Origin of the sequence: Bradyrhizobium sp. B025 (assembly GCF_042257955.1) — a bacterium.
In the GTDB taxonomy this organism is placed as follows: domain Bacteria; phylum Pseudomonadota; class Alphaproteobacteria; order Rhizobiales; family Xanthobacteraceae; genus Bradyrhizobium; species Bradyrhizobium diazoefficiens.
In genome coordinates, this window is the sequence record NZ_CP170150.1 from 4,348,749 (window position 1) to 4,369,876 (window position 21,128).

A 21,128-nucleotide genomic window follows, 5' to 3' on the forward strand; every position below is an offset into this window, starting at 1 on the left:
GCTCGCCTCACGCCAGTCGCGCTATTGCAGGGTCGGATCCAGCCGGTCGCGCAGCCAGTCGCCGATCACGGAGACCGCCAGCGTGGTGACGACGATGGTGGTCGCCGGCGCCAGCATGATCCAGGGCGCCCGGGTGAGGTATTCGCGGCCGTAGCCGACCATGTTGCCGAGGCTGGTCATCGGCGGCTGCACGCCGAGGCCGAGGAAGGACAGGCCCGACTCCATCAGGATCACCTCGGGGAAGACCAGCGTCGTCGACACGATCAGGGTCGAGGCGATGTTGGGCAGGATGTGCCGGAGGTAAATCCGCGACGGCGTCGCGCCGAGCTGACGGACCGCGGCGGCATAGCCTTGGGCGTTGGCGGAGATGGCCAGTCCCCGCGCGATGCGGGCGTAGCGCTCCCAGCCGAACAGGCCCATCAGGCCGATCAGCAGCGGCAGCGAATTGCCGAAGAAGGCGAGCACGGCCAGCGCCATGATCAGGAAGGGCATGCTGGCCTGGAAATCGGTCAGCATCAGCACGAGCTGCTCGACGGTCCCGCGGAAATGCGCGGCGAAAAAGCCGAGCGTGGTGCCGACAATCGCCGAGATCGCGGTGGCGCCGAAGGCGATCAGGAGCGAGATGCGGATCGAGACGAGGAGGCGCGACAGCACGTCGCGGCCAAGCTCGTCGGTGCCGAGCCAGTGCGCGACATTGCCGGGCGACGCCAGACGATTGCGCAGGTCGAGCTGGGTGTAGCCATAGGGCGCGATCTTCTCGGCGAAGGCCGCAATCACCAGCATCGCGACGATCCAGGTGACCGCAAGCGCGACAGACACCGGGATCGCCGGCAGGCTGATGCGGCGGCGGACGCTAGAGCCCTTTCCGTTCCGATGAAATCGGAACGGGGCTCTAGATTCCAGTTTTGACGCGTTTTCTCTACGCGAACCGGTGTCCACTTCGCTTGAAAACGCTTCGGTGTCCTTCAGCGTCGCGTCGGTCATGCATGCGCTCCCTTGGTGCGCAGCCGCGGATCGAGGAAGCCGTAGAGGAAGTCGACGACCAGGTTCGACGTGACCATGGTCAACGCAACCAGCAGCAGGATGCATTGCACGACCGCGAGGTCGCGGTTGGCGACGGCGACGACAAGCAGGCGCCCTACCCCCGGCCACGAAAACACGCTCTCGACCACGACGGCGCCCGCGATCAGCGTTCCCACCATGAAGCCGAGAATGGTGACGGTCGGGATCGCCGCATTTGGCAGCGCATGCGAGGTCACCACCCTGCGCCACGGCACACCCTTGGCGGAAGCCGTACGGATATAGGGCTGGCCCAGCACCTCCAGCATCGCGCTGCGGGTGAAGCGCGCCAGCACCGCTGCGCCGCCAAGGCTCAGCGTTGCGATCGGCAGGATCGCGTGACGCCAGCTGTCCTGCCCGCCCGACGGCAGCCATCCCAATTGCACGGCGAAGACGAGAACCAGCAGCAGCGCAAGGACAAAACTCGGCACGGTGAACCCGGCGACCGCCGTCATCATCACGGCACGGTCGATCGCAGAGCCGCGATGCAGCGCGGCGTAAATGCCGGCGGGAATGCCGAGCCCCACCTTGAAGACGAAGGCCGGCAGCGTCAGCGCCAGCGTTGCCGGGATGCGCTCCAGCACGAGCTCGATCGCGGGGCGGCCGTCGCGCATGGAGCGGCCGAGCTCGCCTTTGGCAATGGCGCCGAAGTAATCGAGATACTGGAACCAGATGGGATCATCGAGGCCCCAGGCTTTCCGGAAGGCCGCGATGACCTCCGGTGGCGCCTCCGGTCCCAGGATCATCAACGCAGGATCGCCTGATAGCCGCAGCACGACGAAAGCGAAGGTGACGACCAGGACGATCGTCAGGGCCGCGCGCCCGATCCGAATGGCAAGATAACGCCCCATCACGCGGCGTCCCGCGTTTCGACCTGCGGACCGGTCACCAGATGACACGCGACCTGCCTGTCGCCGCCGACGACCGAGAGAACCGGCACTTCGCTCGCGCAGCGCGCGATCGCGCGCGGGCAACGCGGATGGAAGGCGCAGCCTTGGGGACGCGCGGCCGGGTTCGGCGGATCGCCAGCCAGTACGATGCGGCCCGCGCTGCGGCGGCCGGGCGCCGGCGAGGCCGAGACCAGTGCCTGCGTATAGGGATGCTCCGGCCGTGCGAACAGATCGTCGGCGCTGCCGATCTCGACGATGCGGCCGAGATACATCACGGCGACGATATTGCTGATTTGGCGGACGACGCGCAGGTCGTGGCTGATGAAGAGCAGCGTGAGACCAAGCTGAGCCTGAAGATCGGCGAGCAAATTCACCACCTGCGCCTGGATCGAGACATCGAGCGCGCTGACCGGCTCGTCGCAGACGAGGAAATCAGGTTTTGTCGCCAACGCCCGCGCCAGCACGATGCGCTGGCGTTGTCCGCCCGAGAGTGCGCCGGGATAGCGCGCGCCATGCGCAGGCGTCAGTTCGACCGCCTGCAGCAATTCGCGCACCCGCTCATCGCGTTCGCCCGGCGTACCGAGGCCATGAATGTCCAAGGGCTCGCGGATCTGTGTCGCGACCGGCAAGCGCCGGTCCAGCGCTCCCAATGGATCCTGGAAGATCATCTGCATGCGCGCCCGCTGCGCGCGCCACGCCTGCGTGCCTGGCGCTGCCATGGGCTTGCCGTCAAACCGCACCTCGCCGCGATCGGGCGGCTCGAGGCCAAGCACGATGCGACCCGTGGTAGATTTCCCCGAGCCGGACTCGCCGACCAGGCCCAGCGTTTCGCCCTTGGGAATCGTGAGCGAGACGCCATCGACCGCATGGACGGCCGTGCTCCGGCCGAACATCCCGGAGCGCATGCTGTAGCTGCGCGAGATCGCGGACACTTCGACGAGCGGCGCGCTCATTCGGCGGCGATCCCGAGCAGTGCGCGGCGCGAGGCCTCGGCCCGGATGCACGCGACCGCGCGGTCGTTCGTGATCGGTGCCAGGCTCGGCGCGGCGAGGCCGCACGGCCCGGCCGCCAACGCGCAACGCGGCGCGAACGCACAGCCATCAGGCATACTCGCGGGATCGGGCACCGTGCCGGGAATGGCGGTGAGGCGCCGGCGCGGACCGTCGAGCGGCGGCAGCGCGCCGATCAGGCCCTGTGCGTAGGGATGCACGGGATCGGCGAAGAGCTGGTTGGCCGGCGCCTCCTCGATGATGCGGCCGGCATACATCACGGCGACGCGGTCGCAATTCTCGGCGACGACGCCGAGGTCGTGGCTAATCAGGACCATCGCCATGCTCATCTCGCGGCGGATCGACGAGAGCAGCTCCAGGATCTGGGCTTGAATGGTGGCGTCGAGCGCGGTGGTCGGCTCGTCCGCAATCAGCAGGTCGGGATTTCCGGCGAGCGCCATCGCGATCATGATGCGCTGCACCTGACCGCCGGAGAATTCGTGCGGATAGGCGGACAGCCGCCGGCCCGCGTCGGGAATGCCGACGAGATCGAGCAGCCGTCGCGCTTCGGCTTTCACCGCTTCTCCAGAGAGATCGCGATGCAGCGCCAGGGCCTCGCAGAGCTGCTTGCGGATGGTCAGCACCGGGTTGAGCGCGCTCGCCGGATCCTGGAAGATCATGGCGACCCGCCCGCCCCGGACCCGATCGAGTTCAACCGCGGGCGCGCCCAGGAGCTCGTGCCCGTCGAGCCGCACCGAGCCCAGGACCCGCGCATGCCGCGGCAGCAGGCCCAGCGCGGCAAGCCACGTCACCGACTTGCCGGAGCCGGATTCCCCGACGAGGCCGAGGGCCTCGCCCTTGCGCAGGGTGAGATCGACGCCACGCAGCACCGGCACGCCGTTGAAGGCGACGCTCAGGCCTTCAATGCTGACCAGCGGCGACACCTCAGGCCTCGAAATTGCCGGCGCGGAAATCCATCGCGAAGGCGGGCGATGCCTTCCACTTGATCGATTTCGGCTTGGCCGTGAAGGTCGCGTTCTGGTGCAGCACCGTGTAGGCGGGGTCCTCGCGCTCGGCGATCTCCAGCATGCGGCGGAACGCCTTCTTGCGCGCCGCGCGGTCGGTCGAGGTTTCCAAGAACTCCGAAAGCGTGTTCAGCTCGGCGTTGGTCCACTCGCCGATCTGTTGCTGCTGGCCGTTCGGCCCGTGCTGGGCCACCAGCGAGGAGACGGGATCGTTGAAGGCGGCCGAGTTCGACCAGTCGCGCACGGCGCGCGTAGGCGCACGTTCCATGATCTGCGACCAGTTCTCCTTGGTCTCGATCTGCACGTTGAGGCCGACCGACTTCCACATCTCGACCAGGACCTGCGCGGTCGCGACCTGGTTGGTGTAGTAGTTGTTGAGCAGGCGATACGGGATCGGATCGCCCTTGTAATTGGCCTGCTTCAACAGGTCCTGCGCGAGCTTCGGATCATAGGCAGGCACGTTCCAGTCGGCGTTGAACATGTCGCCGTAGAATTCCCACTGAAGCCCCTTCGGCACGCGGGTGCGGCCGGCCCACAGGCTGTCGACGATGGCCTGGCGGTCGATCGCGTGGGTAAAGGCGCGCCGCACCAGCGGATTGGCGAGCTGGGCGTGGTTCTTGTCGAACACGGTCAGGCGGTGATTGAGGATGGTGCCGCCCTGCACTTCGAACGCCGCATTCTTCTCGATGCCGGCGATCTGGTCCGGCGGGATGTCGCAAGCGAACTGGTACTCGCCCGAGAGCAGCCCGTTGATGCGGCTCGCGACTTCAGGGACTTCGAGGAAGCGGATGCGCTTGAGCGGCGGACGGCCGCCCCAATATTCATCGTGTGCTTCCAGCGTCAGCGAGACGTCGGGCTTGAGCTCGACGACCCGGTAGGGCCCGGTGGTAACAGGCTTGCGCGCCCAGTCGAGATAGCTTGCGGACTCGTCCCAGGCCCGGCGGTTCATGATGTCGGAGCCGTAGCGCGACAGCCGGCCTTCGATGGTGACGTCGGGCGTCGCGTTGTAGAAGCGCACGGTGTATTTGTCGACGGCGTCGACGCGCACGAGGTCCGGCCAGATCCGGCGCGCGACGGCGGGCACATCGGGCGGCAGTTCCTTGCCCGGACGCGGCGTCGGGATCTTCTCGAAGGCCTGGATGGTGGAGCGGCTCTTGGCCTCGGTCTCGCCGAACATGCGTTCGCGGCTGAAGGAGAAGACCACGTCCTCCGCCGTCAGCTCGTCGCCATTGTGGAACTTGACGCCCTGGCGCAGCTTCACCTCGACAGTCTGGTCGTCGATGCGGCGCCACTCGGTCGCAAGGCCCGGCACGGCCTCGAGGCTGCCGCGCCAGTTCTTGGAAATCAGGCCCTCCCAGATCGAGGAGAAGAACACGCGCTCGCCGACATTGGACTGCTCGCGCAGCACGTCCAGCACGTTCGCGTTGGTCACCTTCTGCACGGCGATCGTCACCGACGGACGATTGTCGCCTTGCGCGATAGCAAAGCGCGGCAGCAGCAGCGTGCCCGCAGCCGCGGTGCCGGATTTCAGGATGGTGCGACGGGTGAGTTTGCTCATGACGATAGGCCCTGCCCTTGATGAGGTCGGTTATTCTGCGAGGCCAAGCGCGGCGAGATGGGCTGCGCCGGCGCGGACGTCGTCGTGGTTGCGGAGTTCGAGGATCAGCCGCGGGTTCGAGGTCAGCCGGCCCAGCGCGCGGAACACCGCGACCCACGGGATGTTGCCCTCGCCCGGCGCCCAGTGCCGGTCGGCAAAGCCGTCGGTGTCCTGGAGATGCACATGCGTCAGCATGTCGCCGGCGGTCTCGACATAGTAGTCGACCGGCGGCGCGCCGGTGGAGATGTGGGCGTAGTTGGCGTGGCCGGTGTCGAGCGAGACGCGGACCTTGCCGCTCTCCAGCGCCTTGGCGAGGCGCACGCGGTCGCGCGGATCCTTGTCCTCGATGTTCTCGATGACGATCTCGCAGCCGGTCGTCTCGGCACGCGCGATCACTTCGGCGAGGGTCGCCCTGACCCGTTCGACCAGATTGCCGCGATTGTCCGGATAGAGATCGAGATTGTTGTGGTCCCAGGTCGTGAACGGCGAATGGATCACCATCTGCGTGGCGCCGAGGAACTCGGCGGCTTCCAGCCCCTGCAGCAGGCGCTTGGTCACCGCCTGGCGGATCATCGGGTCGTGGCTGTCGATCTTGAAACCCCAGAACGGCCCGTGGATGCCGAGCCGACCGGTATGGCCCGCGAGCATCTGCTTGATCTCGCCGGCGGTCGCGCGCCAGTCGCTATCGAGGAGATCGGCGCGGAAGAAATCCTGGATCTCGAGATCGCGCTGCCGTTCCAGAAGCCAGTCGCGATGCGCGGGGATCGATTTGATGGACAGTGCGGCGCCCAACACCGGCTTCGACATGGCTTGCTCCTTTGACCGTCAGCAATGACGGGAGCAGCGCTAGACCAGTTCAATGACAGGCCCGTGAAACCGATGTTCCGCAGCGTCGAGCAGATGTGGACATCCCGCGCGTCGCCAGCATCGATGTTGTGCAGCGGCGCTGGCGTCGATGCAGGCACGTGCAGTCTGCCGCAGAAGCAAGCTGAATCGTGTCCGTAGTGCTCCGGAATGGAATCCTATTCCGATGTCGCGTACATCGCGCGACATCGATCGGCGGCCACTTCCAAGGGCATCACCCTCTGATCGCGCACCACGGGGTTGGGGGACCACATGGGGCGGGGGATCGAAGGCTGGGGCAAGGTGACGAGGTCCGGACTCCTAGGCACTCCGGACCTCGCGCTTTCCTTCAGCGCGAGCCTGCCAGCATATCGCTAGGCCCACATAGACCCATTCCACAGCAGCTCCGGCTGGCGCCTCGGCTCACATCGCATCCTTCAGCGTCAGCCGCGCCGTGAACGTCACGCTGATCTTGCCGACCAGCGCCATTCCCTCGACTTCCGCGCCGCCGGGGAAATAATCGCCGGAAAAGCCGCAAGTGACCTCCCTGCCTCCGAAGACGAGAGACCGGCCGACCGCTTCGGTGTGCTGATTGACGATCATGTCGCCACGCCATTTCCCGTTCCGGAACGTGTAGCTGCCGGTGTAGTAGAAATAGCTGTCGCCGCCCATGATACGCCCGTCGCAGAGCACGACCACGCCCCTCGCCTGCCCGCGCTTGCCGTCACGCATTTCGATGTCGAAGATGTAGAGGCCGTTGACGACGCTGGCCTCTTCACCCGTTTCTGAGCCTTCCCCGGCCGACATCAGATCGTCTCCCCAGCAATGTCGATCCGCCGCGTCATTCAGTTCGGTACGTTCCGGTCGAGATCCTCGAGCCATGCCGCTGCGCTCGAATCCGACGGTGCACGCCAGTCGCCGCGCGGCGACAGCGAGCCGCCGGCCGAAACCTTCGGGCCGTTCGGCATGGCCGAGCGCTTGAACTGGCTGAAGGCGAAGAAGCGGCGCAGGAACACTTCGAGCCAGCGGCGGATCTCGGGAAGCTCGTAGGCCTTGCGCCGATCGTTCGGGAACGCTGGCGGCCATTCGCCCTTGGCGACATCCTTCCACGCCTGGAGCGCCATGAAAGCGATCTTGGACGGCCGCATGCCGAAGCGGAGCGTATAGAACAGGTTGAAATCCTGGAGCTCGTAGGGGCCGACGGAGGCTTCGGTGCTTTGCGGTTTCTCGCCGGGCTTGACCGGAACCAGCTCGGGCGAGATTTCGGCCGACAGGATCGAGGCAAGCGTCCGGTTGACGTCATCGCTGAACTGCTGCGAGGCGATCACCCAGCGGATCAGATGCTGGATCAGCGTCTTCGGCACGCCGGCATTGACATTGTAGTGCGCCATCTGGTCGCCGACGCCATAGGTGCACCAGCCCAGTGCAAGCTCCGAGAGATCGCCGGTTCCGATGACGATGCCGCCGTGATGGTTGGCCAGGCGGAACAGATAGTCCGTGCGCAGACCCGCCTGCACGTTCTCGAAGGTGACGTCGTAAACCTTCTCGCCCTTGCCGAAGGGATGGCCGATATCCTTCAGCATCTGGGTTGCCGTGGTGCGGATGTCGAGTTCCTGCCAATTCGTCTGCAACGCCTTCATCAGCGCCAGCGCATTGGTCTTGCTCTCGCTGCCGGTGGCAAATCCCGGCATCGTGTAGGCGAGGATGTTCTCGCGCGGAAGGCCGAGCAGGTCGACGGCCTTGGCGGCGACAATCAGCGCGTGGGTGGAATCGAGCCCGCCCGAGACGCCGATGACGACGCGCTTGGTGCCGGTCGCGCGCATGCGCTGCACGAGGCCGGCGACCTGGATATTGTAGGCCTCGTAGCAATCCTGCTCGAGCAGGCTCTCGTCGCTCGGCACGAACGGAAAGCGCTCGACCTTGCGCAGGAAGCCGATGTCGGAGGCCGGCGGCTTCAGCGCGAACGTCACCTTGCGGAAGAACGCCTCACGCTGCCGGCGGTTGTCGTCGAACGTCCCCATCAAGGCGCGTTCCTGCCTGAGCAGGTCGAGATCGACGTCGGCGAACGTGATCTGGCCGCCCTGGCGGAACCGCTCGCCCTCGGCCAGCAGCACGCCGTTCTCGTAGATCGAGGTCTGGCCATCCCAGGCCAGATCAGTGGTCGATTCCCCTGCCCCTGCGGCGGAATAGACGTAGGCCGCGAGGCAGCGCGCCGAGGTCGATTGGCACAGCAGTGCGCGCGAGCGCGCCCGGCCGATCGTGATCGGGCTGCCCGAGAGGTTTATCAGCACGCTGGCGCCTGCGAGCGCGAGCTCCGAGGCCGGGGTCACCGGGATCCACATGTCCTCGCAGATCTCGACGCCGATGGTGAGGCCCGGCACGTCCTCGGCCGCGAACAGCAGATCGACGCCGAACGGTGCATGCAGCCCGCCGAAGGCGATCGTCTCTCCGGCGATGCCGGCGCCGGCGGCGAAATGCCGCCCCTCGTAGAACTCACGGTAGGTCGGCAGGTAACTCTTCGGCACCACGCCGAGGACGTTGCCGCGATGAATGACGACGGCGCAATTGTAGATGCGATGACCAAAGCGCAGCGGCGCGCCGACGATCAGGACGGTCATCAATGCATCGGAGGCCTCGACGATGGCCGCGAGACCGCGCTCGACGGCGTCGAGCAGCGGATCCTGCTTGACCAGGTCTTCGATCGCATAGCCGGACAGGCACAGCTCGGGAAACACGGCAACCGCCGCCGACTGTTCGTGGCAGGCATTGGCGGCCGCCAGGATGGCCTTGGCATTGGCCGAGGGATCGGCGACGTGGGAGGTGGTCACGCAGGCCGCCACGCGCGCAAATCCGTGGGCGTAGATCGAGTGGAAAGTCATCGAGCGCAGTACCTTTAATCTCTTTCCGGCCGGCCGCAGCCGTCAGCTCCAGCCTATGTAGCTCATCGATCCGGCTCCGTGCAGGCCATTCGCCATCATGCATAACGGATTTGCGCCTCGCTCTGGCCGGCGAGCTCAGGCGCTGCGGGCCAGGACGCCGGTCAGATCGTCGCGCAGCCACTGGGCGATCCGGGGCCAGGCATGCGCGTGGGTCCGCGCACCCATGAACAGGCCGAGGTGATTGCTCGGCTCGGAGGCCGCCGCAATGAAGGCTGGCGGCGTGCCGACAAGGCCGGCGGTGGCGAGCGCCTGCGTCACCGGCACCACTTCGTCGTCGAGCCCGGCCAGCAGGAAGATCGGCGCCTTGACGTCCTTCAGATCAATCGCGCGGCCGAGCGCCACGAAGTTGCCGCCGGCAATCTGGTTCTCCCGGAAAATCCGGTTGACGATCTCGAGATAGTAAGTGCCCGGCAGATCGAGCGTCTCCACGTTCCACTGGTCGAAACGCGCGAGCAGTGCCCCGCCTTCCTCGTCGGATAGGCCCACTTGCAAGGCGGCTGCGATATCCTCGCGGCTTGGCGTCCTTGACCAGAAGCGCAGCATCTCCTCGCCACTGACATTGCCTCCGCCACGCGCGACGAGTTGGTCGTAGACCATCTCCGGCGCGTTGCGGGCGAGCCTGGATAGCGAGGAATCGATCGACAGGTCGACCGGAGCGCCGACCAGGACCAACCGCCGCACCTTGGCCGGAAAGCGCGCCGCATAGAGCAGCGACAGCCAGCCACCCTGGCACAGGCCGACGAGATCGACCGGGACGCCGATCTCGTCGATGGCGACGTTGAGATCGGCAAGATAGCTGTCGATCGAGAGATAGCGCATGTCAGGGGTGGCTGAGCGCCAGTCGGTGAGATAGACCCGGTCGATGCCGCCGTCTTGCAGCGACTGCACCACGCTGTGGCCGGGTGCGAAGTCGGCGATCAGGGCCCGATGCAGCGCATAGGGTGCACAGACCAGCGCCGGCTGGCCGGATCGCGTCCGCGTGCAATCGCGCAGGCGCATGGTCGCAAGCTCCAGCGCGACCGTGTTGGGCGTCGTCCACGGCAGGCTGCTGTCGGCAGGCTCGTCCGGCCCGCGCTCCATCCATCCGAACCAGGCGTCCATGGCGAGCCGCGCCGCCGCAAACGGCCACAGCAGCGGATCGCCAGGGACATGGTCCGGCCCGCCCGGCTGTTTGCCTGTCTTCGCCGCCATGGCTATCTCGCGATTCTCACAGGAATGCCTCGAAGCTGATCACGGAAATGCCGAGCTCGACAAAACTCCGATGGGCTGCAGCCACAGAGCCGTCGAGGTCGATGCCGCGGCAGGCATCCTCGATCACTACGACCTCGCACCCGGCCTTGCGGGCGTCCTCTGCCGAAAAGCGGACGCAGAAGTCGAGCGCGAGCCCCGCGACGAAGACGGTCTTCAACTCGCGCTCGCGCAAATACCCGAGCAGGCCCGTCGGCGTCCTGTGGTCGTTCTCGAACAGCGCAGAATAGGAATCGATGCCGCGCCGAAAACCCTTGCGCACCACCAGGCTCGCCCGGGTGACGTCCAGCTCCCCATGGAATTCGGCGCCCGCCCTGCCCTGCACGCAATGCGTCGGCCAGAGCACCTGGCTGCCGTAGTCCAGCTCGATGGTCTGGAACGGCTGCTTGCCCGCATGATTCACCGCGAAGGAGACGTGGTCGCTCGGATGCCAGTCCTGGGTCAGCACCACATTGGCGAATTTTTGGGCGATACGGTTGATGGCTGGCACGACTTTCTCGCCGCCGGGCACGGCCAGTGCCCCGCCGGTGCAGAAGTCGTTCTGCACGTCGATCACCAGCAGCACGTCGCGGTCGGAAATCTTCATCGCAAGGCCCCATTCCATTTGCCGGCTCCGCCGGCGCCGAACGCTCCCTCCAATGTCGATCTTCCGGTGCGGCTTCGCAACCGCCGATCGCGTGTGGCCATATCGCGCTGGCGGCCAAGGATCGTCTCCAGGATGCAACGGTTTGGCCTCGTCCGTGTTGACTAGGCACAATCAAGCGAGGAATCTCAAACCGTCCGCAAACTGCGGATCGGATCAGGAGCGGAGGCAAAGGTTCCCGAAGGCCGGCAAGGCCGCGGCGACCAAAGGGTCATGAGTATCGGCAAGACAGGAAAAATTCTTCTCGCCGATATCGGCGGCACCAATGCGCGCTTTGCGCTGAGCCAAAGCGAACCGGGCAACGGCGACCAGACCGGATCGATCGACTATGTGAAGGTCGCCGACTTCCCGACCGTCCAGGAAGCCATCGTCGACGTGCTGGCGCGCCGGGCCGGCGGCGAACCGCCCCAACGAGCCGTGCTGGCCGTCGCAGGCCCCGTCACCAACAACCGCTGCGTCATGACCAACAGCCCCTGGGTCATCGACGGCAACGAGCTCCAGCCAACGCTCGGCTTCGACAGCGTCCATGTGCTCAACGATTTCGAGGTGGTCGCCTGGTCCCTGCCCGCCTTGCGGCCCGCCGATCTGATCCCGCTCGGCGGACAAGATGGCCTCCCCGGAGAACCGTTGCTGGTGGTCGGGCCCGGAACCGGCTTTGGCGTCTCCTGTCTGGTTGAGCGCCATGGGGCGCGGCTGGCCGTCGTCACCGAGGCGGGCCACGCGACGTTGCCGGCAGAGAACGAGCGCGAGGAACGCGTGATCGCGTCCTTGCGCCGACGTTTCGGCCATGTCTCCATCGAGCGCGGCGCGCTGTCGGGCTCCGGCTTGCAAAGCCTCTACGAGGCACTCGCGGAGATCGACGGCGTCCAGGTGCCGCACCGCGACGCGGCCGCCATCACCAAGGCCGCCCTGGATGGCAGCTGCCCGGTCAGCCGCGCGACGCTGGAGATGTTCTGCGCCACCCTGGGCTCGGTCGCGGGCAACCTCGCGGTGACCTTCGGTGCCCGCGGCGGCGTCTATATCGCCGGCGGGATCGTGCCGCGCTTCCCGGAGTTCCTTGCGGCCTCCGCGTTCCGCGCGCGCTTCGAAGCCAAGGGGCGCTTCCAGGACTATTTGCGCAACATCCCGACCCGGCTGGTCACGAAGCCCGATGCCAGCTTCGTCGGGCTGAAGATGTTCGCCGACCACAATCCTGATTGAAGTGCGGCCGGCCGAGACCGTCCGGTCCGTTAACTAATTCACAGCTGATTGCATCCAAAGCGGGGTTCCACGCAGGATCGTGCTTGCCCGATTGTTTCCCATGGGAAACAATCCCGCGGAGTGCGCGGCGTAGTTGCGGGGGCGTGACATGCGTAAACCGGATCTGGGCTTCGACTATCACCGTTATCACCGCCTGCTGACCGAGGCGGACGACGAGGACAAACGGCTGGCGCTGATCGAGCTCCTGATCGAGGAAAAGGCGCGAGACCGGCTGGCCGCCCAGCGCGCCTCGGATCGGGCCGCCATGACCGCCCATACGATCGCCACGGTGCTGAGGAACAGTCGCGGCTGAGACCTGCAATCCCGCGCCGGGAGGCGCGAATCCGCGAGCCGATTGCGATTCCGTTAACGATCCCTCGCAATCTCGCGTCAAACTTTTTGCTCTAAGAGTTCCCTCACCTGATGCAATTCAGGGGTCAACACAGGGGGGAATGAACATGAGCATGATTTCGCTCGCCGCGATGCCGGCCGCCGTCGAAACGCGTTTCGCCGATTCTTCGTTCAAGACCATCTTGCTGTTCTGCTGCACGGGCCTCGTCGCCTCGTTCGGCCTGATGGCGCACGGCATCGACCTCACCGCCGGCCTGATCTGAGAACCCGACGAATTCCTTCGTCACATGGCCGCCCCCGACGGGCGGCCATTTTCGTTGGCGATCCCTGCGCGGCGCCTGCTCCGTCGGTCAGCGCGGTGCCTTCACCGTCGCTCAGTGCGGCGCCTTCGCCGTGGTTTCCGGAAACATCGAATCGATCATCGCCTTGAGCTGGTCGATCGAAATCGGCTTGCGCAGGATGGGCCTGCGGCGGAGCAGTGACGGCAGGAGTTCCGGCCCGTAGCCGGTGGCGAACAGAAACGGCTTGCCGCGGCGCTCGATCAGGTCGGCGACGGGATCGACGTAGAGCCCCATGAGGTTGATGTCGAGGATCGCGAGATCGTATTGCGCGGTCATCGCAAAGGCGCTCGCGTCCCGGACATTGTCCGCTTCCGCGACGACATGGTGGCCGAGCTCCTCCACCATGTCGGCCATCATCATCCGGATCAACGTCTCGTCTTCGACCAGGAAAACGGAGAGTCCGTCCGCCATATCAACCCCGCAGTCAGCTTGCGAAGCTAATCATACCCGAATTGCGGAAAGGATTCACGAATTCGTGGCGGGCGCCGTTAATTCGTACGCCGGCGATCCGATTCAACTTGATCAATCCAGCCCGCGCTCGTGGCTGAGGCGTACCATCTCCTGGATGAAGACCTGTTTCTGCTTGTCGTCGAGGCTCGAATAGAGCGGCTCGGCGGCGTCGGCGACATTGCGCTGGTCGGCGGCCCGATCGATCAGGAACTGCGCCTCGTTGCGCATCTGCTCGATGATGTCGTCGGGCGGATCCCGCTTGGCGCGCGCAACCCGCAGGTTGAGCCGCTCCGCACCATTATGCCCAAGGTAGTGCATGGCGCTGGAGAACCCGTACCAGTGCTTCTCCTGATCAGGAGTGAGATTCAGTTCGGTCTTGATCCGCTCGATGTAGGAATCGCTGTTGGCGACGATCTGTTCAGCCGACTGTTGCGGCGCGCCGCTCTGGGTGAGGACCGTGACATCCTTGTTGTCCTTGGTGTCCTGCGGCGCGTTCTTGGCTTCCTTGCTCGCCTTGGCCCCCTTGCCCGCCTTGGCGCTCTTGGCATCCTTGTCCTTGCCGGCGCCTTCCTGCTGCTTGGCATCCTTGGTCGCGTCCTTGTTAGCGTCCTTGGCGGCCGGCGCCTGGTTGCCATTGTTGCCGACGCCGAGCACGCCGGTGAAAACGCCAACCACGCCGCCGATCGCACCGCCGAGCACGCCACCGACCGGACCGGCCGCCTTGTTCCCGGCTGCCGCCCCCTCCTGAACGCCTTTGACCAATCCTTGAGCGTTCGCGACTGCGGCTGCGCCGAGCAGCAGCGCGAGCACGGACCCCAGCGCGAGCCATCGTCGCAGGTAAAGCCGCGCTGGCGGCGCCGGGTTGATCATTCTCGTCTCCATCGTCGAACTGATTGGCCTATCCGGGTGGAAGCCGCCCGCTGGTTGCAACACTATCGTTTCCGCCGCTTCAAGGTCCAGACGCAGCCAATTGCTGTCCACGCCCGAAAAGTCTTTCGCGCGAAGCGGTTATGCAGGCTTATTCGAAACTGCGGCGTAATTGCGCACGGATCGTTCCAGGCCGGTTCGCGCACCGTGTGCGTCGCAAAAGGAGCAGCCACGGCGCAGGTCCGGCTCACCGCACCGCGGGCGCCGCCGCGCCGTCGGGCACAACGTTAGTTCTAGACGATCCCCGTTCGGCCTTTCTCGACAGACGCGATCAATCATGATCTGATCGCGCTACCAATTTGCCGCGCCTCGCGTGATTGCAATCGGAGCTGACGGCACCAACAAGAAACGTTCAACGAGAATTCCAACAAGAAACGCCAACAAGAAAATCAAGAGCAAAACTCGGAAGAGTTAAGAGGAAACGCCAGAACAATAAAACATCCAAGCGAGGAAACGAGATGTCACGCAAGACACTGACGCGACGTCAATTTGTGGCTGCCACTGCAATGTCCTCCGCGGCGCTGATCACGGCGCCCTATGTCAGAGGCGCTTATGCCGCCGGCAAGCTCTCGATCGGCTTCTGGGACCACTGGGTGCCCGGCGCCAACGACGCCTCCACGGCTCTCGTCAATGAATGGGCCGCGAAGGAGAAGGTCGAGGTCTCGATCGACTACATCACCAGCAACAACAAGAAGATCGAGCTGACTGCGGCGGCCGAAGCCCAGGCCAAGTCCGGTCACGACATACTTCAGATGCCGAGCTGGTGGCCGCACGCCTATTCGGAGAATCTCGAGCCGCTCAACGACGTCATGGAGCCGCTCATCAAGCAGAATGGCGAGGTGAACGGCACCGTCAAATATCTGGGCCAGTCGGGCGGCAAATGGCTCGCGATCCCAGCGACACCGGGCAGCCAGATCAAGGGCCCTTGCTCGCGCATCGACCTGATGAAGAAGCATGCGGGCATCGACGTGCAGGAGATGTACCCGGCAGGCAGTCCGCCGAAGGCCGACAACTGGACGATGGAGACGTTCTTGAAGGCTGCGGAAGCTTGCCAGAAGGCCGGCTTCCCGTTCGGCATCGGTCTCGGCGAGACCACCGACAGCGTCGATACAGCCGGCGCGATCTTCCAGTCCTTTGGCGCCGAACTCGTCAATGCCAAGGGCGATGTCACGGTCAAGACCGACGCGGTGCGGCAGGCGCTCGAATTCTACAAGAAGCTGATCGCCGTGCTGCCGACGGACGCGCCCTCCTGGGATGATGCGTCCAACAACAAATGGCTGATCTCGGGCCGCGGGGCGATGATCCTGAACCCGCCGAGCGCCTGGGCGGTCGCCAAGCGCGACGCACCGCAAGTCGCCGAGCAGTGCTGGACGCACGGCTTCCCGGCGGGTCCGAAAGGACGCTTTGCCCCGTACCTGCCCTATTTCTGGGGCGTCTGGAGCTTCGGCAAGAACAAGGAGGCGGCCAAGAGTCTGCTTACCCATCTGTCCTCGCCCGCGGCGATCGAAAAGTTCGTCGTGGCGAGCGGCGGCTATGACCTGCCGGCCTATGCCAACATGACGACGTTCAAGACCTGGGCCGAGGTCGGACCGCCGAAGGGCACGCTCTATCACTACCCGAACCCGTACAACCACCAGACGCTGTCAATCGCCGCATCGCCGGCGCCGCCGAAGATCGCGCAGCAGATCTACTTCCAGGCGACGCTGACCAAGATGGCGCTGCGCTTTGCGCAAGGAGAGAAGTTGGAAACGGCGCTCGCCTGGGCCGAGGGCGAGTGCGAGGGCTTCATGCGGACCTGAGCCGGGTGTGTGCCGTGGCGGTTCATGCCTTCGGGTGTGAGCCGCCGGGGCGCGCTCTCGCTACCTCCGCAAGCCAATGAAGCCGACCGGTCGCCGGCTTCACCGTTGAATCTTTCGCAAGAAAGCCTGACCAGAAAGTTTGACCCATGGCCGATGTCGTCGTTGAGCAAGGTCGCCTCGCTCGTGCCGGGAGCCCGCGCAAAAAGAACGCGAGCCTGCGCAATGTAATGGGTCGGAAATCGACCGTGGCGTTCTTCCTGACGCTGCCGCTGATCCTTCTGATCGCACTGTTCGTGCTCTACCCCGCCTTCTATTCGCTCTACCTGGCGACGCTGAACAAGGCGATGACGAAATTCGTAGGCCTCAGCAATTTCACCTTCCTGTTCAAGCGCGAGACGTTCTGGATGGTGGTGAAGCAGTCCTGCATCTTTGCGATTACCGCCGTGATCTTCAAGGCGCTGATCGGCTTCATCGTCGCGCATTTTGTCCACAACATTCCGGGCAAGAAGCAGCGCAAATGGCGCGGCATGCTGCTGGTGCCCTGGGTCATCCCGCCGGCAATGAGCACGCTGGCCTGGCTCTGGCTGTTCGATCCCTCCTACAGCGCCTTCAACTACACACTGTCCTTCTTCGGCGTCGGTCCGATCCCCTGGCTCGGTGACGCCTTCTGGGCGCGCTTCTCCGTCATCCTCGTCAACGTCTGGTACGGCGCGCCGTTCTTCCTGATCATGTACCTCGCCGCGCTGAAATCGGTCCCCGACCAGCTCTACGAGGCCGCCGCCATCGACGGCGCGAACTGGTGGCAGCGCATCTGGTTCATCACGCTGCCGATGATGCGCAACATCATCGCGATCACGACGCTGTTCTCGCTGATCGTCACCTTCGCCAATTTCGACATCGTGCGCATCCTCACCTCCGGCGGCCCGCTCGATCAGACGCATCTGTTCGCCACCTGGGCGTTCCAGGTCGGCATCCAGAGCAGCGACATTCCACTCGGCGCCTGCGTCTCGCTGTTCATGGTGCCCATCCTCGCCGTCGCAGCGGTCTTCATCCTGCGCGATGTCTCCAAACGCGGGAACGAAGCCTGATGAGCACGCTGGCAATCGACAAGGCTGGACCGAGCCGCAAGGTCAAACTCGGAAGCATGAGCCGGGACCGCACCTGGGCGCTACGCTGGTCCTACTTCTTCCTGGTGCTGTTTGCGATCTTCTTCCTGACGCCGCCGGTCTACATGCTGATCACCTCCCTCAAGAGCAGCGCGGAGATCTCGGCGGCAACCAATCCCTGGTGGGTCTTTCACCCGACATTGGCGAACTATGTCGAGCTCCTGACCTCGAACCAGTTCCTGCGCTTCTTCTGGAATTCGTCGATCATCTCGATCGTGGTCGTGATCGTCACGATGCTGATCAGCATCCCGGCGGCGTTTGCATTGGCGCGCATGAAATTCTGGGGCTCGGCGACACTCGCGACCGGTGTGTTCCTCACCTATCTCATCCCGGACAGCCTTCTGTTCATTCCGCTGTTCAAGATGCTCGCAGTGGTCCAGGATTTCACCGGCATCACCTTGCTCAACCGATGGTACGTGCTGGTGTTCATCTATCCGACGCTGACCGTGCCGTTCTGCACCTGGATCATGATCGGCTATTTCGCCTCGATCCCGAAGGAGCTCGATGAGGCCGCCCTCATCGACGGCGCCTCCTGGCTGCAGACCCTGACACGGATCTTCATTCCCGTGGCCCTGCCCGGGCTGATCGCCGCCACGATCTTCGCCTTCACGGTGTCCTGGGCGCAGTTCCTCTATCCCCTGGTGTTCACGACGTCGATCGATCAGCTCGTGCTGCCGGTCGGCATCACCACCACGCTGATCAAGGGCGACGTCTTCAACTGGGGGCAGATCATGACCGGCGCGCTGCTCGGTGCAGCGCCGCCGCTGGTCATCTACGCCTTCCTGATGGACTACTACATCGCCGGCCTGACCGCCGGCGCGACAAAGGGTTGATGTCTCATGGCTGACGTTGCATTGCGTAAGGTCGTCAAGCGTTACGATGATGTCGAAGCCGTGCGCGGCATCGACCTCGATATCGCCGACCATGAGTTCATCGTGCTGGTGGGCCCCTCGGGCTGCGGCAAGTCGACGACGCTGCGCATGATCGCAGGTCTCGAGGACATCAGCGACGGCGACATCATGATCGGCGGCGACGTCGTCAACGACGTGCCGCCGAAGGACCGCGACATCGCGATGGTGTTCCAGAACTATGCGCTCTACCCGCACATGACGGTCGCCGAGAACATGTCGTTCGGACTGCGCCTGAAGCACTATCCCAAGGCCGAGATCAAGGCGCGGGTGACGGAAGCCGCACGGCTCCTCGACATCACCGACCTGATCGACCGCAAGCCGAAGCAGCTCTCCGGCGGCCAGCGCCAGCGCGTCGCGATGGGGCGCGCCATCGTGCGCAATCCAAAGGTCTTCCTGTTCGACGAGCCGCTGTCCAATCTCGACGCCAAGCTGCGCGTGCAGATGCGGATCGAGATCAAGAAGGTGCACCAGAAGGTCCGCACCACCACGGTCTATGTCACCCACGACCAGGTCGAGGCGATGACGCTGGCCGATCGCGTGGTGGTGATGAACAAGGGGCGCATCGAGCAGATCGGCACGCCGAACGAGCTCTACCACAAGCCGGCGACACGCTTCGTCGCGGGCTTCATCGGCTCGCCGGCGATGAACTTCATCCCGTGCCGGCTGGAGGACGTGGGCGGCACGCTCCAGATCCGCCTCACCGATCGCATCGCCTTTGCGCTGCCGCCGGCCCGCGCCGCGCGCTACAACGCGCTGCCGCGCACCGACAAGCTGCTGCTCGGCCTCCGGCCCGAGCACCTCACCGAGGCGCATGCGCATCTGGGGCCGGGCGTCGAGAGCTTCGACACCGTGCTCGACGTCACCGAGCCGATGGGGATGGAGACCCTGGTCTATTTCGGCCTCGAGGGCACGCCGGTCTGCGGCCGTGTCGATCCCAATGCCGGCGCCAAGGACGGGGCACCCATGCGTTTGGCGATGGACCTCAACAATATGCACCTGCTAAACGAAGACACCGGCGTCGTGTTGTGACGCAGGTCCAAGAAATGCGAGCAGGCGGGGAGCGATGGCGACCAACAAGAAGAAGATTTTCGTTACACAAACTTTGTCGCAAGGGGCCCGCGCCCTCCTCACCCAGCGAGACGATATCGAGCTCGTCGAATTTGCGAACCTGATCTCAGCGAAGGATTTTGAGGCCCTGTTGAAGAGCCATGCCCCGGTCCATGGCGTGGCGCTCGGCGCCACCGCGTTCGGCGAGACCGAGCTTGAGGCCTCGAAGGACATGAAGGTGGTGACACGGATCGGCGTCGGCTACGACGCGGTTGACGTGCCCGCCCTCTCCCGCCGCAAGGTGCCGCTGATGGTCGCCGGCAGCGGGAATTCGCCCTCGGTCGCCGAGCAGGCGCTGTTCATGATGCTGACACTGGCAAAACGCGCGCAGGAGATGCATTCCTGCGTCAAGGACGGCAAATGGGCCGACCGTCTCGGCATGCTGCCGTTCGATCTCTACGGCAAGACCGTCCTGGTGATCGGCTTCGGTCGCATCGGCACCCGCACCGCCAAGCGCTGCCTCGCGATGGAAATGAAGGTCCAGGTCTACGATCCCTACAAGCCCGCCGCCGAGATCAAGGCCGCCGGCTGCGAGCCCGTCGCCGATCTCGACGCTGCGTTGCCCCATGCCGACTTCGTCACCATCCATTGTCCGAAGACGCCGGAAACGGTCGGCCTGTTTGACGCGGCCCGGATCGGCCGGATGAAGCCGAAATCCTATCTCATCAATACCGCACGCGGCGGCATCGTGAAGGAAGCGGCGCTGTACGACGCGCTCACGTCCGGAAAGCTCGCCGGCGCCGGCATCGACGTGTTCGAGGTGGAGCCGCCGCCGGTCAGCAATGCGCTGTTCGCGCTGCCCAACGTCATCATGGCCCCGCATGTCGCCGGCGTCACGGTCGAGGCAGTCCAGCGCATGAGCGAGCAGACCGCGCGCAACATCCTGAGTGTGCTGGACGGCGATCCTATCCGGCAGAACATCATCAATCAGGACGTGCTGGGCTGAGCAGACCGCAGGGCGGGCGGCCCATCCGCCCGCCTTCGGAACGCCAGAATGCGTCCCATTTTGGTGCAGATCGAGCCCCAACTCAGCCTTAATCAAACCCGCGTAATATGCCGAGCCGCGGCGGCAGTGGGACAGACTTGCCGGCCACGTCGAGCTGGAGGATGGACCCTTGGCAGAAATCGACCCGACCGACCACGCGCTGGCGACCATCGCCAGCATCCTGGAGCACCCCGAGCCCGTCCTCGTCGTCCGCGACGCCGAAACGGAAACGGCGGCTGCCGATGAGCATTCGGTCGTCGACGAGCATGCGGTCGTCGACGAGCATCCGGTTGCCGATGAGCATCCGGTGGTCGAGGAGCAGCCGCTGGTGCCGGAGCACACCGATGCCGACGGCTACAGCAAGGTCGGTCCCGGGCCGATGGTTGCGATCCGCCTCAAATGGACGGTCCATCGCGGCGATGACGACCAGTACTACGTCCACGAGACCATCGGCGAGCAGTCCGCGCCGGTCATCAGCGGCCCCATGACAAGCGACGCCGCCGTGCATTTCGTCGACACGCACGAGGACGAGGCGCACAGGCGTTTCGAGCTGCTGCGCAGCGAGATCGCCGGCCGCAGCTCGCTCGCCGAGTTCGAACGCAAGGGCGAAGCCTAAAGC

General features: G+C 65.0%; 21 protein-coding genes. 9 read left to right on the forward strand and 12 right to left on the reverse strand.

What is annotated here, in order from left to right:
* Positions 1–21: 21 nt before the first annotated feature.
* The 10 genes from ACE10W_RS20085 to pncA form a co-directional block, all read right to left on the reverse strand.
* Positions 22–984, reverse strand: coding sequence for an ABC transporter permease (locus tag ACE10W_RS20085; protein WP_011087311.1), 963 nt, complete (start codon positions 982–984; stop codon positions 22–24).
* The gene (locus ACE10W_RS20090; RefSeq protein WP_375762696.1) at positions 981–1,910 is read right to left on the reverse strand and encodes an ABC transporter permease; all 930 of its coding nucleotides are present in this window, start codon (positions 1,908–1,910) and stop codon (positions 981–983) included. The genes ACE10W_RS20085 and ACE10W_RS20090 overlap by 4 nt, the downstream gene beginning before the upstream one ends.
* Positions 1,910–2,902 (reverse strand): ABC transporter ATP-binding protein, encoded by a 993-nt coding sequence (locus ACE10W_RS20095; protein ID WP_375762697.1) that lies wholly within the window; start codon positions 2,900–2,902, stop codon positions 1,910–1,912. The genes ACE10W_RS20090 and ACE10W_RS20095 overlap by 1 nt, the downstream gene beginning before the upstream one ends.
* Positions 2,899–3,882: an ABC transporter ATP-binding protein gene (locus tag ACE10W_RS20100; RefSeq protein ID WP_011087314.1), complete on the reverse strand. Its 984-nt coding sequence runs from the start codon at positions 3,880–3,882 to the stop codon at positions 2,899–2,901. Before ACE10W_RS20100 ends, ACE10W_RS20095 begins: the two co-directional genes overlap by 4 nt.
* Before the next feature lies 1 nt (position 3,883).
* Complete coding sequence (locus ACE10W_RS20105; RefSeq protein ID WP_011087315.1) at positions 3,884–5,521, reverse strand: ABC transporter substrate-binding protein; 1,638 nt, start codon at positions 5,519–5,521, stop codon at positions 3,884–3,886.
* 30 nt (positions 5,522–5,551) lie between these two features.
* Positions 5,552–6,367 (reverse strand): sugar phosphate isomerase/epimerase, encoded by an 816-nt coding sequence (locus ACE10W_RS20110; protein WP_304565062.1) that lies wholly within the window; start codon positions 6,365–6,367, stop codon positions 5,552–5,554.
* Between the two features lie 459 nt (positions 6,368–6,826).
* Positions 6,827–7,210 carry a GrlR family regulatory protein gene (locus tag ACE10W_RS20115; RefSeq protein WP_038967432.1) on the reverse strand — a complete coding sequence of 128 codons (384 nt, stop codon included), beginning with the start codon at positions 7,208–7,210 and terminating at the stop codon, positions 6,827–6,829.
* Positions 7,211–7,248: 38 nt separating this feature from the next.
* Complete coding sequence (locus tag ACE10W_RS20120) at positions 7,249–9,282, reverse strand: NAD(+) synthase (protein WP_375762698.1); 2,034 nt, start codon at positions 9,280–9,282, stop codon at positions 7,249–7,251.
* A 135-nt stretch (positions 9,283–9,417) separates the two neighbouring features.
* The gene (locus tag ACE10W_RS20125) at positions 9,418–10,533 is read right to left on the reverse strand and encodes an alpha/beta fold hydrolase (RefSeq protein WP_375762699.1); all 1,116 of its coding nucleotides are present in this window, start codon (positions 10,531–10,533) and stop codon (positions 9,418–9,420) included.
* 16 nt (positions 10,534–10,549) lie between these two features.
* Entirely contained in the window at positions 10,550–11,194 is a 645-nt protein-coding gene (gene pncA / locus ACE10W_RS20130; RefSeq protein ID WP_375762700.1) for a bifunctional nicotinamidase/pyrazinamidase, read from the reverse strand.
* A 252-nt stretch (positions 11,195–11,446) separates the two neighbouring features.
* Here pncA and glk point away from each other — a divergent pair, with 252 nt between their 5' ends.
* The 3 genes from glk (at position 11,447) to ACE10W_RS20145 (ending at position 13,086) form a co-directional block, all read left to right on the forward strand.
* Positions 11,447–12,433, forward strand: coding sequence for a glucokinase (gene glk / locus ACE10W_RS20135; RefSeq protein ID WP_161534916.1), 987 nt, complete (start codon positions 11,447–11,449; stop codon positions 12,431–12,433).
* 148 nt (positions 12,434–12,581) lie between these two features.
* Positions 12,582–12,785 carry a hypothetical protein gene (locus ACE10W_RS20140; protein ID WP_375762701.1) on the forward strand — a complete coding sequence of 68 codons (204 nt, stop codon included), beginning with the start codon at positions 12,582–12,584 and terminating at the stop codon, positions 12,783–12,785.
* A 145-nt stretch (positions 12,786–12,930) separates the two neighbouring features.
* Positions 12,931–13,086 (forward strand): hypothetical protein, encoded by a 156-nt coding sequence (locus ACE10W_RS20145; protein WP_165448160.1) that lies wholly within the window; start codon positions 12,931–12,933, stop codon positions 13,084–13,086.
* Between the two features lie 111 nt (positions 13,087–13,197).
* Here ACE10W_RS20145 and ACE10W_RS20150 read toward each other — a convergent pair whose 3' ends face one another.
* Both ACE10W_RS20150 and ACE10W_RS20155 read right to left on the reverse strand, forming a co-directional pair.
* Positions 13,198–13,575 carry a response regulator gene (locus ACE10W_RS20150; RefSeq protein WP_375762702.1) on the reverse strand — a complete coding sequence of 126 codons (378 nt, stop codon included), beginning with the start codon at positions 13,573–13,575 and terminating at the stop codon, positions 13,198–13,200.
* A 111-nt stretch (positions 13,576–13,686) separates the two neighbouring features.
* Positions 13,687–14,484 (reverse strand): Spy/CpxP family protein refolding chaperone, encoded by a 798-nt coding sequence (locus ACE10W_RS20155; RefSeq protein WP_375762703.1) that lies wholly within the window; start codon positions 14,482–14,484, stop codon positions 13,687–13,689.
* Positions 14,485–14,999: 515 nt separating this feature from the next.
* Between ACE10W_RS20155 and ACE10W_RS20160 the strand changes: the two genes are divergently transcribed.
* From ACE10W_RS20160 to ACE10W_RS20185, 6 genes are all read left to right on the forward strand, one after another.
* Positions 15,000–16,340: an ABC transporter substrate-binding protein gene (locus tag ACE10W_RS20160; RefSeq protein ID WP_011087324.1), complete on the forward strand. Its 1,341-nt coding sequence runs from the start codon at positions 15,000–15,002 to the stop codon at positions 16,338–16,340.
* A 146-nt stretch (positions 16,341–16,486) separates the two neighbouring features.
* Entirely contained in the window at positions 16,487–17,428 is a 942-nt protein-coding gene (locus ACE10W_RS20165; RefSeq protein WP_028174000.1) for a carbohydrate ABC transporter permease, read from the forward strand.
* Positions 17,428–18,339 (forward strand): carbohydrate ABC transporter permease, encoded by a 912-nt coding sequence (locus ACE10W_RS20170; RefSeq protein WP_060912216.1) that lies wholly within the window; start codon positions 17,428–17,430, stop codon positions 18,337–18,339. Before ACE10W_RS20165 ends, ACE10W_RS20170 begins: the two co-directional genes overlap by 1 nt.
* A 6-nt stretch (positions 18,340–18,345) precedes the next feature.
* A complete protein-coding gene (locus ACE10W_RS20175) occupies positions 18,346–19,446 on the forward strand; it encodes an ABC transporter ATP-binding protein (protein WP_011087328.1) in 1,101 nt (366 codons plus the stop codon).
* A gap of 34 nt (positions 19,447–19,480) precedes the next feature.
* A complete protein-coding gene (locus ACE10W_RS20180; RefSeq protein ID WP_375762704.1) occupies positions 19,481–20,470 on the forward strand; it encodes a hydroxyacid dehydrogenase in 990 nt (329 codons plus the stop codon).
* A gap of 169 nt (positions 20,471–20,639) precedes the next feature.
* Entirely contained in the window at positions 20,640–21,125 is a 486-nt protein-coding gene (locus tag ACE10W_RS20185; RefSeq protein WP_028173998.1) for a hypothetical protein, read from the forward strand.
* Positions 21,126–21,128 lie beyond the last annotated feature (3 nt).

What these genes read in the sequence shown, in the direction of transcription:
- ACE10W_RS20095 (WP_375762697.1), bottom strand. Translation starts at nt 2,902, where the DNA reads ATGAGCGCGCCGCTCGTCGAAGTGTCCGCGATCTCGCGCAGCTACAGC.
- ACE10W_RS20125 (WP_375762699.1), bottom strand. Translation starts at nt 10,533, where the DNA reads ATGGCGGCGAAGACAGGCAAACAGCCGGGCGGGCCGGACCATGTCCCT.
- glk (WP_161534916.1), top strand. Translation starts at nt 11,447, where the DNA reads ATGAGTATCGGCAAGACAGGAAAAATTCTTCTCGCCGATATCGGCGGC.
- pncA (WP_375762700.1), bottom strand. Translation starts at nt 11,194, where the DNA reads ATGGAATGGGGCCTTGCGATGAAGATTTCCGACCGCGACGTGCTGCTG.
- ACE10W_RS20180 (WP_375762704.1), top strand. Translation starts at nt 19,481, where the DNA reads ATGGCGACCAACAAGAAGAAGATTTTCGTTACACAAACTTTGTCGCAA.
- ACE10W_RS20150 (WP_375762702.1), bottom strand. Translation starts at nt 13,575, where the DNA reads ATGGCGGACGGACTCTCCGTTTTCCTGGTCGAAGACGAGACGTTGATC.
- ACE10W_RS20105 (WP_011087315.1), bottom strand. Translation starts at nt 5,521, where the DNA reads ATGAGCAAACTCACCCGTCGCACCATCCTGAAATCCGGCACCGCGGCT.
- ACE10W_RS20140 (WP_375762701.1), top strand. Translation starts at nt 12,582, where the DNA reads ATGCGTAAACCGGATCTGGGCTTCGACTATCACCGTTATCACCGCCTG.
- ACE10W_RS20110 (WP_304565062.1), bottom strand. Translation starts at nt 6,367, where the DNA reads ATGTCGAAGCCGGTGTTGGGCGCCGCACTGTCCATCAAATCGATCCCC.
- ACE10W_RS20115 (WP_038967432.1), bottom strand. Translation starts at nt 7,210, where the DNA reads ATGTCGGCCGGGGAAGGCTCAGAAACGGGTGAAGAGGCCAGCGTCGTC.
- ACE10W_RS20160 (WP_011087324.1), top strand. Translation starts at nt 15,000, where the DNA reads ATGTCACGCAAGACACTGACGCGACGTCAATTTGTGGCTGCCACTGCA.
- ACE10W_RS20175 (WP_011087328.1), top strand. Translation starts at nt 18,346, where the DNA reads ATGGCTGACGTTGCATTGCGTAAGGTCGTCAAGCGTTACGATGATGTC.
- ACE10W_RS20120 (WP_375762698.1), bottom strand. Translation starts at nt 9,282, where the DNA reads ATGACTTTCCACTCGATCTACGCCCACGGATTTGCGCGCGTGGCGGCC.
- ACE10W_RS20145 (WP_165448160.1), top strand. Translation starts at nt 12,931, where the DNA reads ATGAGCATGATTTCGCTCGCCGCGATGCCGGCCGCCGTCGAAACGCGT.
- ACE10W_RS20155 (WP_375762703.1), bottom strand. Translation starts at nt 14,484, where the DNA reads ATGATCAACCCGGCGCCGCCAGCGCGGCTTTACCTGCGACGATGGCTC.
- ACE10W_RS20090 (WP_375762696.1), bottom strand. Translation starts at nt 1,910, where the DNA reads ATGGGGCGTTATCTTGCCATTCGGATCGGGCGCGCGGCCCTGACGATC.
- ACE10W_RS20170 (WP_060912216.1), top strand. Translation starts at nt 17,428, where the DNA reads ATGAGCACGCTGGCAATCGACAAGGCTGGACCGAGCCGCAAGGTCAAA.
- ACE10W_RS20165 (WP_028174000.1), top strand. Translation starts at nt 16,487, where the DNA reads ATGGCCGATGTCGTCGTTGAGCAAGGTCGCCTCGCTCGTGCCGGGAGC.
- ACE10W_RS20085 (WP_011087311.1), bottom strand. Translation starts at nt 984, where the DNA reads ATGACCGACGCGACGCTGAAGGACACCGAAGCGTTTTCAAGCGAAGTG.